Source organism: Flavobacterium sp. HSC-32F16 (assembly GCF_024171645.1).
Lineage (GTDB): Bacteria > Bacteroidota > Bacteroidia > Flavobacteriales > Flavobacteriaceae > Flavobacterium.
Map to the genome: position 1 here is coordinate 274,529 of NZ_JALKAC010000003.1, position 13,676 is coordinate 288,204.

Genomic DNA, 13,676 nt, shown 5'->3' on the forward strand with positions numbered 1-13,676 from the left:
AGTTAAAAATTAATCCAATTGATATTTTATTGCGTGTAGATAATACCAGTGATTACGTTCCAAAGCAATTTAAAGAAAAGAAGAAACATATAATAAAAAGAGGGATTTAAAAAGAATTATAAATCTATAGTACTTCCACAACTTTGTCTTCTATTTTGTTAGTACATCTAACTTATATCTATTCGATTTTTATATAGGTTATTTTAATAAAATCATATACTTTTAGCATCTAGACTGATCTTAAATCAAATCCTGAATGAAATTTAACGAAGATTCCCGAGTAAAAATACCTGCCATATTACACTTGATGCGATTAGGGTATAAATACATACCTCTTAATGAACAAAATAGGATAGTAGATAATAATATCTTCCCTTCTATTTTCATCCCAAAAATTGCAGTATTAAATGGAATTTCCGAACAGGAAGCGCAACGTTTACTAGACGAAATCAACTTAGAACTAGATTATGAAGACCTTGGTAAGAAGTTTTATGAACGGTTAACTGCTACTTCTGGAATAAAACTAATTGATTTTGAAAAATTCGACAATAATGACTTCCATATTACCACTGAATTAACTTGTAAAACGGGTGATGAAGAATTCCGACCTGATATCACTGTTTTAATAAACGGAATGCCATTGGCTTTTATTGAGGTAAAAAAACCGCATAACAAAGAAGGTGTCATTGCAGAAAGGACTCGAATAAATACACGTTTTAGAAACAAACATTTTAGACGTTTTGCTAACATTACGCAATTACTGGTCTTCTCCAATAACATGGAATACGAAGATGGTATAGTTGAACCTATTTTTGGAGCTTTCTATGCCACGCCGGCTTATGATCAAGTTCATTTCAATTATTTCAGAGAAGATGTTGATTATCCTGTAATCCAAAAGCAGAAAGAAATTGACGAAAAAGTAGAAAACGAACTATTAAAGGATAACAACCTAATTGTTATTAAAAACAGCCCGGAATATATTACTAATAAGCAGACAAACACCCCAACTAACCGTATATTAACGTCTCTGTTTAGTAAAGAACGCTTAAAGTTTATATTGCAATATGCTATTGTGTATGTAGAAGAAGAGGTAACAGGTAAAATAGCATACCAAAAGCACATCATGCGCTATCCGCAGTTATTTGCAACAAAAGCTATTGCTTCAAAATTAGAAGAAGGACAAAACAAAGGAATTATTTGGCATACTCAGGGGTCTGGAAAAACAGCATTGGCGTATTACAACGTAAAACATCTCACAGATTACTACGCTAAAAAACAGGTAATTCCTAAATTCTATTTTATTGTCGATCGTTTGGATTTATTGATTCAGGCATCGAGTGAATTTGCTAACAGAGGCTTAAAAGTAAAACAGGTTAATTCGAAACAAGATTTTATTGCAGATCTTAAAGTGGTTGGTGCTATTCATAATGATAGTGGCGTTCCGGAAATAACTGTAGTCAATATTCAGAAATTTTCTGAAGATGCAATTGGCATGAGTAACATCAATTACGATATCAACATACAGCGAGTATATTTCTTAGATGAAGCGCACAGAAGTTACAATCCTAAAGGTAATTATTTAGCCAATCTGATTAATTCTGATCGTTCTGCTGTAATTATTGCTTTAACAGGTACGCCTTTATTAAAAGAAGTTGCTAAAGAATATGATTCTAAAATGTTGTTTGGTAATTATTTTCACAAATATTACTACAACATGTCGATTGCCGATGGCTATACCCTTCGCCTAATTCGTGAACAGATTGAAGGTAACTTCAAGATGGAAATGAAAGAGGTGATGGATCAAATTAAAGTATTGCAGGGCGATATTAGTACACGCAAAATTTATGCACATTCTAAATTTGCAGAGCCCTTATTAAAATATATTACCAACGACTTAATTAAATTTAGACGAGACCAGCAGGATGCCTCTTTAGGAGGATTGGTAGTATGTGATTCTGCAGATCAGGCCAAAGAATTGTTTAGTTTATTTCAGGAAAAATATGGTATTCAAGAGACTGATTCTAGTATTTTAATGGCAGCTGAACCTCCAGCTAAATATGGTAATCATGACGACCCTATTTTAACGGCAGCTCTAATATTGCATGATGAAAATGATAAAACTATTCGTAAAGAACTAATCAATACTTATAAAAAAGGAAAAGTTGATTTACTCTTTGTGTATAATATGCTACTCACCGGTTTTGATGCCAAACGATTGAAGAAATTATACCTTGCTCGTGTAATTCAGGATCATAACCTATTGCAGACCCTAACCCGTGTTAATCGTCCATACAAAAAATACCAATACGGTTTTGTCGTAGATTTTGCTGATATTTCTAAAGCTTTTGACCGCACCAACAAAATGTATTTTGACGAATTGCAGGAGCAATTAGGAGATGAAATGGAAATGTATTCTTACTTGTTTAAATCGGAAGAAGAAATTCAGCAGGAAATTCAGGAAATCAAAGAAACCTTATTTCATTACGAAACACAGAATAGGGAATTGTTCTCCCAGCAGATTGCCCAGTTAACTGATAAAAAAGAGTTATTGCGTTTAATTAAGGCTTTACGCACTGCCAAAGAATTGAAAAACATTATTGCAGTAAATGGATACGAAGCTTTAGATGGCATTGCTGATTTTGATATTTGGAACCGTTTATTACTGGAAGCACAAAACCGCTTGGACAATCTCAATTTTGTGGAAAGTATTGGTAACGAAGAAGCTTCTACCAATTTATTGAATACCGCCTTAGAAGACATCATTTTTCAATTCATAAAAGTGGATGAAAGCGAATTGGTATTAGCCGATGAGTTTAAAAATATTTTACGTAAAACAAGAGAATCATTACAAAACAATTTTGATCAGTTTGATCCGCAATTTGTAAGTTTGCGCGAAGAATTGGAGCGTATTTTCAAAAAGAAAAATCTAAGCGAAGTGACACAGGCTGATATGGTAGAAAATATGCATTTACTGCAAAAAATATACGACCAAGCCAAAGAACTAAACCGTAAAAATGCTTTATTCAAAGCGAAATATGAGAACGACGAAAAATATGCCCGAATCCACAAACGGCTGACTGAAAAAACAACACTGAATGCAAAAGAGACGCAGTTGCATAAAGCCTTAATGCAGGTAAAACAGCAAGTGGATATTAAGCTGGAAGGACAGGAAGATTTGATGAAAAACGAAGCCTTCTTTAAACGTTATCTGCTCCAGTTAGTAGTACAGGAATTTAAGAAAAATGAAAACATACCGTTGGATTTCCCAACGACCGAAACGATCAATAATTTAATTGTAAACGAATATTTACAACAATATCAATACAGATAAGATACCATGACGCAGGACATTACTTTCATGACAAAAACCAAAGCACTAATTGATAACCTCAAAAGTGTATGTGCCAATTACGGTTTAGGAAATGACGGAAACGAATTTAAAATTATTACCCAGATATTTTTATATAAATTTCTGAACGATAAATTCCGCTATGCGGTAAAACAGGAAAAGCCAGAATTAAGCAACGCCGATAATTTTTCGCAAGCTTTGCGTGATTTAAAAGGAGACGATTACCAATTTTTAATAGCGAGTTTAGATCCTAATATACCACGCTTACAGCCTGAACATTTAATTTCGCATTTATTTGTTAAACAAAATGATAGTGACTTTGCTAAGACATTCGACGACACACTGCGTCAAATTTCGATAGAAAACGCAGAAGTGTTCTCTGTAAAATCATTTACAGGAGCTAAAGATACTTTGTTTGATGAACTCACACAATTTATTTCAGACAGCTCCCAGCGCGATGCTTTTGCCAAAGCTTTAATCAATAAGTTATTTGAGTTTAGCTTTGAAGAAATGTTCGAGCAGAAATACGATTTCTTCGCTACTATTTTCGAATATCTAATTAAGGATTACAATACCGATTCAGGAGGTAAATATGCCGAATATTACACTCCTCACGCCGTAGCTCGTATAATGGCGCAAATAATGGTACCTGAACCTGTAAAAGGCGTTAAAGTATATGATCCAAGTGCGGGATCTGGGACTTTACTAATGAGTATTGCTCATGAAATTGGAGAAGAAAATTGTACTATTTATTCCGAAGATATCTCTCAAAAATCGAGTAATATGTTGCGTTTGAATTTAGTATTGAATAACCTGACGCATTCCATCCCAAATATCATCAAAACAAATACAATAGCACAGCCCTCCTATTTAGATAACAAATTTGATTATATTGTTTCTAATCCACCTTTTAAATTGGATTTCTCCGATTTTCATGCCGACTTGGATAAAGATGCTTTCAAAAAACGTTTTTTTGCCGGAATTCCGAAAATACCGAATAAGGATAAAGACAAAATGGCAATCTATTTATTATTCATTCAGCATATTATGCACAGTTTGAGTGACACTGGTAAAGCAGCTATTGTTTTGCCAACTGGTTTTATTACAGCTCAAAGCGGTATTGAAAAGAAAATACGAGAACGTCTTATTACAAATGGCTGGTTACGCGGTGTGGTAAGTATGCCTTCTAATATTTTTGCTAGTACTGGTACCAACGTATCAGTTTTGTTTTTAGACAAAAAAGCCGATAGTAAGCACATTATTTTATTGGATGCTTCAAAACTGGGCGAAACCGTAAAAGAAGGCAAAAACCAACGTACCGTATTAACCCCTGCTGAAGAAAACCAAATTGTCGAAACTTTTAACAGCAAAAAGACAGTTGAAGATTTATCAGTAGTGGTAACCAAAGAAGAAATTATTGCAAAAAACTATTCATTCTCGGCAGGACAGTATTTTGAAGTTAAAATCGAATATACCGACATTACTCCCCAAGAATTTGTCACCAAAATGAAAAGTTTTGAAAGCAATTTAGAAAGTTTATTTGCTACGAGCAAATCTTTGGAAATTGAAATTCAAAATAATTTGAAAGGGCTGAGATATGAATAATTGGAAACAAATATCCATCGGAGATTTTATTGATTTTAATCCATCAGAGTCTTTACCAAAAGGAAAAGAAGCAAAAAAAATTCCAATGGCAATGCTGACTGAATATGTTAGAAAAATTAGCGGTTTTGAAATTTCGGAGTATAACAGTGGACCAAAATTTAGAAATGGCGACACGTTGGTTGCAAAAATCACACCTTGCCTAGAAAATGGAAAGACAGCTCAAGTAGATATTCTTGAAGATAATGAAGTCGCTTTTGGTTCTTCAGAATTTATTGTTTTAAGAGAAAATGACAATTCAATTAATGAATATATTTATTATTTAGCAAAAAGTCCCGTTTTCAGAGAAAGAGCCATCAGTTGTATGGAAGGGACTTCAGGCAGAAAAAGAGTTAATGAAGGTGCTTTAAAGAGACAGGAGATTATTGTTCCAGATAAAAACATCCAACAAAAAATCGCGAAAGTGCTTTCTGATTTAGATACCAAAATCGAGCTCAATAATAAAATCAATGCCGAGTTAGAAGCTATGGCTAAGACTCTATTTAATTATTGGTTTGTGCAGTTTGATTTTCCAGATATGAACGGAAAGCCTTATAAATCTTCCGGTGGTAAAATGGTTTGGAATGAGGAGTTGAAAAGAGAAATTCCTGAGGGATGGGGGGTAGATTTCTTAACGAATGAAATGGATTTACAATATGGCTTCCCTTTTAGTACAAATCTGTTTAATGAAAATGAAGAAGGTGTTCCAATTATAAGAATCCGGGATATTTTAAATTGTACTATTTCAAATTATTCAACAGAGAAAGTTGATGAAAAATATAAATTATTTAAAGGAGACATTTTAGTGGGAATGGATGGTAATTTTCATATAAATTATTGGAATAAAGAAAATTGCTATCTAAACCAAAGAACTTTGAGAATAAGAGCAACTGAAAATTCTATTTCTGAAATTCAAGCTCGATTTTCAATTGAACCATATATAAAAGCAAGAGAGAAGAATGTTTCAAGAACAACTGTAGGACATCTAAGTGCTAAAGATGTTAATGGCTTAAAAATTTTAAAGGCTACTTCTGAAATTCAATATAAAGCTAATGATTTTTTCAAATCAACTCTTAAGAAAATCATATCAAATAGTATAGAAAACCAAGAACTCGCTTCGCTTCGTGATTGGCTATTGCCAATGTTGATGAATGGGCAAATAAAACTAACTTAAAAACAAATTAATATGACTGATGAAAATTTTGACGATATCGATTTTGACGATGATAATAATAATGAATTACAATTTGCTGAGAACATTGAAATCACAGAAGAAGACTTTAATCCACTTGATTCGTATGAAGAGAAAAGAAAGCTTTTAGAAAAAACTAAAATTTTAAAACAAACTTGGTCAATTCTTGAGATATACCAAAAAATAAATAAAAAAAACCTAATACTTTCTCCTGCTTACCAAAGAAATTCAATTTGGTCAGTTGATAAACAAACAGCCTTTATAGAATCTATTTTTATGGATTTATTAATTCCACCAATCTATGTTGTTGAAATTCCTGGAACAAATATGCTGGAAGATAGCTCTTATGAGGTTGTTGATGGTAAACAAAGATTAACAGCGATATTTAGATTTATAACAAATGGATATAAACTTAAAAAAAGAGCTCTAGAATATTTTACTGACTTATATGGGGATAAAAACTATACTGAAATTGAAATCGATTTTTCTTCGGAGATAAAAAGTTTATTGTCATCGGTATTGGATATTTATGTTATTACTGCTAACTCTCCTGAATTTACTAAGTACGATATATTTTCTAGATTAAATAAAGGCTCTGAAAAATTAAGGGTAAATGAAATTAGAAAAGCTATTTATAGATCAAATACTTTGGCCAAAATTGAAGAATTTGTCGATGCTTATATTGAAAATAAAATTCCAGAATATTTTAAAATGTTTTCAAAAACAGATATACATAGATTTGAAGATTTTGGTCGATTCTATAGAAGTATAGCATTTTATATTAATTCTAGACTAGGTGATGTTGATGAAGATATCTTTGTGGAAAATTATAATTCTAGACCAAGAGATATGATTAATAGCGTTTTGCAGGGCATTCAAAATAAATCCATATTACTTGATCAGGAACAATTAAATAAAATATTAAGTTTTACTTTAGAACTCGGTGTCTGGTTAATAGATAATAAGACTGTAAAATCTCAAATTGATCATATCATAGATATTTGTGTACCTTTTATTGATAAAATAAATGGTGATTTTGAATTGATTAAGGCCATAATGACAAACGAAGATTTCTTAAATACGTTTGAAAAATCACCTTCAACTACAACTAATGTTAATTCAAGACTTAAAATAGCTTCTAGACATTTTAATGCTTAAGAGTAATTTATGGATAAAATAGAATTTCAAAATTTTAAAACTGGTGCGTTACTTAGAACCTATTATTTCGACTATTTTTCGAAATTAGAAAATGAAATTCGGACAAAATTTGAGAAGTCTCTTAATGGACTCAATGTCAATTTTAAGAATAAATTATTCTTCTATTTTGGGGCTAATCATATGTTCAAATTTGGTTTGGAGTACACAGATGATAAAACTACTGGAACTCATAAGAGATTCAAAGAGGATGAATCATTTAAAGATTTTCCTATAGCAAAAATCATAAAAATTGATAAAAAAGATAAAATGATTTCTGAATTCAAGCTATCAATACATTCAATTAATAAAAAGACAGTAAGCTATGAATTTCATGATGTTGTAATTAAGCTAATAAACATGAGGAATATTTTAGCTCACGAGCCTATTAATTTTAATTTCACGGAAAAGGAGCACGTCATAGAATCATTATCAATTGAAAAGATAAATGAATCAAATCCCTTTGATATTGATGGATACATTTTTTCTCATGAAAATGAGCAGAACAATCAAATTATAAGTAATTTATTGTATATGCTAAATGTTGTGGAGGTACTTAAAAGCATATAGTGTTTAAGTGTCATATTTTATCAATTAGAATTTATAATGGATTTAGAACTAAAAAATAAAATAAATACTGTTTTACAACATCCGAAATCTTTAGAGATAATAAGGACAACTGATTTTTATTTTCAGAAGGCCAAAGATGCTTTTCAAGATTTTTTGCAGTTAGAAGTAAATGAGGAAACTAAAACATTCCTCCTTACCAATAGAAAAGAGTATAATGAGCTAAAACAGTTATTTGTGGACTCCCAAGATCTTGCAGTTTTTGGGAAGTTACTTTTTACTGTAATCACTTATTGCGATTCTAACGCACATAAAAAAAGAGAATTGAATGCATACGAAGACAAAAGAGTTTTGGCATTAGCATTCGTCAGGATGAATAATTGGGTTGAACAATTAATTACATACAAATTTGAAGGACAATTGGCAGAAGGCTCTGTTAAAAATGCAGTTGAGTATATGTTGAATCCGATTGATAATTTCACAATGTTGAGTGAAAATCATCGCAGTCAAATTTCTCAAAACCTATTTAAAAAAATATACAATAAGACTACATTCAAAGAAGATTTTTCTACTTTCTTTTCTCAATTTTCAGTATCTGTTAAAAACTCAGAAAATTACACTCATCTATTAACACGGCTTGCATATCATATTGAGACAAGTTGGAAGGACAGTTTAATTGGTCTCATATGCCCAGATACAACTGGCTGGCAGGAAGATGCAATAAATGACTCTAAAAGCGGGAATCATATTGTGCTATGGAATCATAAAAAGCCCAATGGCACATCAAATACCTTAAAGCTTTTAAGGCAGTCGATTGAAGAAAAAGGTTATTTTCAAATCTTTTATACATCAACTTTTAAAGTTAATTACATTGCTGAAGTAATTGATTTTGTGGAAAATCAAAATGAACTTAACAAAGTTAAATGGACAAAAAATTATGGTGATATTGAATGGTATAATGATGACTGGTCGTACTATAAAGATGGCAATAAAACAGCAAATTGGATTTATTTAGCACGAAAAATCGAAAAAGTCAAGAGTAATGATTATACTGATTTTCAGTACTATAAAACATTTGATTATCCTAGTGTTGGCTGTCAAGCTCCAGTTGTATCGTATAGAAATAGTTTAGAAATTAATCGTGAAAACAAGATGAATCAAAATATTAACCTCCTTGAATACAAAAAACAAATCATCTTACAAGGCCCTCCGGGAACTGGAAAAACGAGAGAAGCAAAATTGATTGTTAAAGAAATGCTTAGTTTGGATGATATTGAAGATTTAAAAGATAACGAACAATTTAAGTTAATACAATTTCATCCTTCTTATACATATGAAGATTTTGTAAGAGGAATTGTGGCTGAATCAAAAGGAGATCGGATGGAATACAAAAATGTAAATAGAACACTTGGTTTGTTTGCAGAGAAAGCTTTCAAAAATTTTAAGGATTCAAAGAAGGTTCCAGAATTAATCTCTAAAGAAATTTGGGCTGAGGAACATTATTTAAAATTCAAAGAGCATTTAGAATCTGAATTAGAGAAATCAGAACAATTATTAATTAAAAAAGATACAAAACCCAAAATAACCGCACTAGAAGATAACGCTGTTAGGGTTAATCGATATAGTAATGAGGATGATTCTGTTTTGATTAAAGATATTGATATTATTAATGGCTATATAGGGTTGCATTTGTCCGATCCTATTGTTAAAGTTAAAGACAATATAATCTTATCAAAATCTGCTAGAAGTGGCATGTATTATCTTTATCAAAATCTGATTGAAAAATTCAATCAATATTTGAAAGATGCTAATTTAATATACAAGACTGATGGAAATTTAGAAGCAATTAAACTTAAGAAATATGTTCTTGTAATTGATGAAATTAATCGTGCCAATCTTTCTTCACTATTGGGTGAATTAATTTATGCTCTAGAATATCGAGGCGAAACGGTAGAAAGTATGTATGCAGTAGAAGATGATAATAAACTCATTTTACCTTCCAATCTTTATATCATAGGTACCATGAACACCGCCGATCGCTCGGTGGGTCATATTGACTATGCTATAAGAAGACGTTTTGCTTTTGTTGATGTTTTACCACAAGATTTAAGTGATGATAATGCAATTATTTTCGATAGAAATTTATTTTTAGCAGTTAAAGAACTTTTTACGACAGATGATTATAAAACACATTCAGCTTATTTGTCAAAGGAATTTGAACCTAAAGATGTAGCATTAGGACATTCTTATTTCATTGATAAATCAGCAGAAGGTGGTTCTGTGGAAATCCGTTTAGAATACGAAATTAAACCAATTTTATTTGAATATGTGAAAGATGGTGTTTTGATTGGTGACGATATCAAAACTAAAATTGAAGATTTAAAAGCTTCAATCTAATGGGATTTCGTTTATCCGAACATAAAAGTATTGTTCTTGAACTAAGTGATGGACAAATTGTTCAATCCAAACGTTTTAATCAGAGTAGTCATTGTTTTATTGCTACCAAAACAGAAACTGGTTTAGAGGTTCAAGCCAATTATTGCATTGGTTTAGATTGGATTGGTACTACTGGTAGATCTTTGTATGTGGAGCCTAAAATTAACTCCAAAACGGCTAAGATATTTAATGCACTTACTGATTACGAGGAAGGAATTTCAAGAACAGATGAAGATTCTAATACTATTGAATCAAATATTCGAGAGTTGGATTATTTGAAAATGCTATTGCAAATTACAAATGTTCCTGAAAGTCATTCTGAAATAAAAGATTTAGTAAAAATAGATTGGGAAGCCAAACCCATTGAAATAGAACAAAAAGACGACAAACTGACTCCATTTTTAGTAGTTCGCTATTTACAATTACTTAAATCAATTGTTCGAAAAGGTTTGAAGAAGAGCTACTACAAAGTTCAGGAAAATTTAAACAACCGAGTAAAAGGCAAAATTTTAGTAGGCCAACATATTAAGCAGAATGTATTTAAAAATAGATTTACTAATACTTATTGTGAGTATCAAGTTTTTGGAGAAGATCATGCCGAAAATCATTTTTTTAAAAAGGTGTTACAGTTTGCCAGTAGTTATGTTGAGAATCATAAAGACATTTTTGGTAAAAATTACCAGGAAATTCAACATACGATTAATTACTGCTGTCCTGCTTTTGAACTGATTTCCGATCAGGTGAATGAATACGAATTAAAGCATATCAAACACAATCCGTTTTATAAAGATTATGTTGAAACCTTGAAAATTGGGAGCCATATCCTTAAAAAATTCGCTTTTAACATTACACACACTACTTCACAAAAAGTAACTACACCTCCGTTTTGGATTGACATGCCGCGTTTGTTCGAACTCTATATATACAGCAAAATGATCGAGTATAATCAAACAGATAAAATGGAAATTCACTATCAGTTTTCCACTTATGGTAACGCTTTGGATATCTTGGTGTCAAAACCCAATACTCAAATGGTAATAGATGCTAAATACAAATTACATTATCAAAACGGTCATTTGCATGAAGACATTCGTCAAGTAGCTGGTTATGCTCGCTTAAAAAAAGTTAGAGAGCAGTTAAATGTTAGCGATGATAAAAATATTGATTGTTTAATAATTTATCCTGATATGGAAAATGGTATATCTGTATTAACTTTAGAAAATATTATACAGTTTCGTCAAGAAATAAAATCATATTACAAGGTATTTAAATTAGGAGTAAAATTGCCTTGGATATAAATAACGATAATTAAAGTATTATAATGAAGAATTAAATTTCTTGTTTATCAATAAAAGATTTTACTAAATAATCATCTTTCTATTAAGTTAAATATAAATAGGTTAGAATAATAAATTTAATACTTTTTTAAGTTTAAAAAATATTGTAAAAAAAATAGCCCAAAAAAATATGTATTTTCGTACCTTGGGCTATATCAAATTTTTATCCAATCGTTACTTGAAAACTTTTTAAACCTGTTTTTATTTTTTCTCCGTTAAGGTTTTTAAATCCATCTGTAATATCCTGAATTAAATTTGGAGCAAATCGAAAAACTTTATTTCTAGTAAAAGCAGCTAATTGATAATTATTATTGTTCTTTGCATTAAGTTTATAATAAGTTCGGTATCCTCGTAACTCCATTTGAGCTCCAGCAAATTCAATTACTGGTTTATCAAGTAAAATCATTACTATTTCTTCTAAAGTTCCTGGACCATCTATATTTTCTATAAGAACCCATTGCCAATACCAATTTAGAAAACGATTCATTGACCTTACCTGTATTATATTAAGTTCATTTCCTGTATCTACAAAACTCCACATAGTTTCAACTGCTGTTTCTATAGCATCACAAAAAAAGGACTTCAATCCTTTTTTCAAACGTCCTCCCTCATATACAGAGCAATATTTATATTCCGTCAACAACCCCCAAACATCAGCCTGATAGTCAGCTTCTTCTATTACTTTAGGAAACTGACCAATACCATTAGCAACTTCTCTGGTCAATCTGTGTCCTTCTTTACTATAATGTAATGCTTCATGAAAGAAAAACAATCTTGCTGCCTGCATAATATCAGTATCTGTTTTCGTTATCAATCTTTTGCTAAGACCAAACAAAAATCCATCATCCAATAACCAAGTATTTGACTTTTCAATATATTCAAAACCGTCTTCAACATCTGTAGTTTCAGTATCTATTATATCGTGTTTCAAGCTAGTTTTATTAATGTCGGTAACTGATGTCCAAGGATGGCGGAAATGCTTACTGACTTTATTGTACTCATCATCAGTCGCACACACCATTTGAAGCCAGTTGTCTGTTGGTCTTCCAGAGATTGTATTAATAAAAGGTTTTAAAGTATTTTCTAATTGTTCCTGCCATTTATCTCGAATTTCTTTTGCTAAAATTCGATCTTCCTCAGAAAGCACAACACGATTATCTACCTCTTTAGTAACCAATATTGCTTCCTTGTATTTTGGAGTTTCATTTCTACTAAATTGATAAGTTTGGATATAAGGATAAATATTAGGATTTATTCTCGTTCCTAAAGCAAAAGGCAAACCTGACGAAGAAGCAATAAACAAATGAATTTTTTCTCTATCACTTAATTTATTAGCGTACGTATTTAAAATTTCTTGAAATGAATTAACTACATCACCAATATGTATTTGATTAAAAAGCGAATCTACATTGGGTGTTTCTAAACTTAAATCAAATTCATTTTCGGGATTTGGAACTACTTCATAGGTCGATTGTCTGTCAATATTAAAAGAAGTTGCAATGCGTATTGAAACATCACCTTTTCCTTTTTGAATCTCATTTGGCAACAACAATGGTTTAATTGAAAACTGATAATCTATTGAAGGCTTATCTGTTTCTTCATACCATTCATTTTTTGTATGATGGAATTGATAAATAATGTAAGGATGTGTATTTCCAACAAGATATCCCAGATGAAATGATAAAGGTATGGGGGTAAAACCGAAATATGCAATGGATGCATCTGGATGTGCATCAAGTACAGGTTTCAAAATATCTACAAATTTTCTTTGTTGAGATAAAGCGAGATTGTCAAATGAAAGATCATATAATTCACTCAATTTTGCATTACCAGCTTCAAAATCAATAAAAATGAATTTAGTTTTTGTATCTGGTGGTAACGCAGACATACATTCTTGTTCTGTAATCTTCCTATCTAATCCATAGTGCGCTACAATTATTGTTACTTTATTTATTGTCAT

General features: G+C 31.1%; 8 protein-coding genes. 7 read left to right on the forward strand and 1 reads right to left on the reverse strand.

The genetic code is table 11. The features are described 5' to 3' along the window. Positions 1-256: 256 nt before the first annotated feature. The 7 genes from L1276_RS12640 to L1276_RS12670 are packed head-to-tail and all read left to right on the forward strand — an operon-like array spanning position 257 to position 11,677. Positions 257-3,331, forward strand: coding sequence for a type I restriction endonuclease (locus L1276_RS12640; protein WP_253788299.1), 3,075 nt, complete (start codon positions 257-259; stop codon positions 3,329-3,331). A 6-nt stretch (positions 3,332-3,337) separates the two neighbouring features. Beyond that, on the forward strand, positions 3,338-4,954 hold the full coding sequence (locus L1276_RS12645) for a class I SAM-dependent DNA methyltransferase (protein ID WP_253788301.1): 1,617 nt from the start codon (positions 3,338-3,340) through the stop codon (positions 4,952-4,954). Then, entirely contained in the window at positions 4,947-6,164 is a 1,218-nt protein-coding gene (locus L1276_RS12650; RefSeq protein WP_253788303.1) for a restriction endonuclease subunit S, read from the forward strand. Before L1276_RS12645 ends, L1276_RS12650 begins: the two co-directional genes overlap by 8 nt. Before the next feature lie 12 nt (positions 6,165-6,176). Further along, a complete protein-coding gene (locus L1276_RS12655; RefSeq protein WP_253788305.1) occupies positions 6,177-7,340 on the forward strand; it encodes a DUF262 domain-containing protein in 1,164 nt (387 codons plus the stop codon). A gap of 9 nt (positions 7,341-7,349) precedes the next feature. After that, positions 7,350-7,946, forward strand: a complete 597-nt coding sequence (locus tag L1276_RS12660; RefSeq protein WP_253788307.1) for a hypothetical protein — start codon at positions 7,350-7,352, stop codon at positions 7,944-7,946. A 36-nt stretch (positions 7,947-7,982) separates the two neighbouring features. Beyond that, on the forward strand, positions 7,983-10,340 hold the full coding sequence (locus L1276_RS12665) for an AAA family ATPase (protein WP_253788309.1): 2,358 nt from the start codon (positions 7,983-7,985) through the stop codon (positions 10,338-10,340). After that, positions 10,340-11,677, forward strand: a complete 1,338-nt coding sequence (locus L1276_RS12670; protein WP_253788311.1) for an McrC family protein — start codon at positions 10,340-10,342, stop codon at positions 11,675-11,677. The genes L1276_RS12665 and L1276_RS12670 overlap by 1 nt, the downstream gene beginning before the upstream one ends. A 202-nt stretch (positions 11,678-11,879) precedes the next feature. Here the strand turns inward: L1276_RS12670 and L1276_RS12675 are convergent, their stop codons facing one another. Next, positions 11,880-13,676, reverse strand: coding sequence for an SAVED domain-containing protein (locus L1276_RS12675; protein WP_256527393.1), 1,797 nt, complete (start codon positions 13,674-13,676; stop codon positions 11,880-11,882).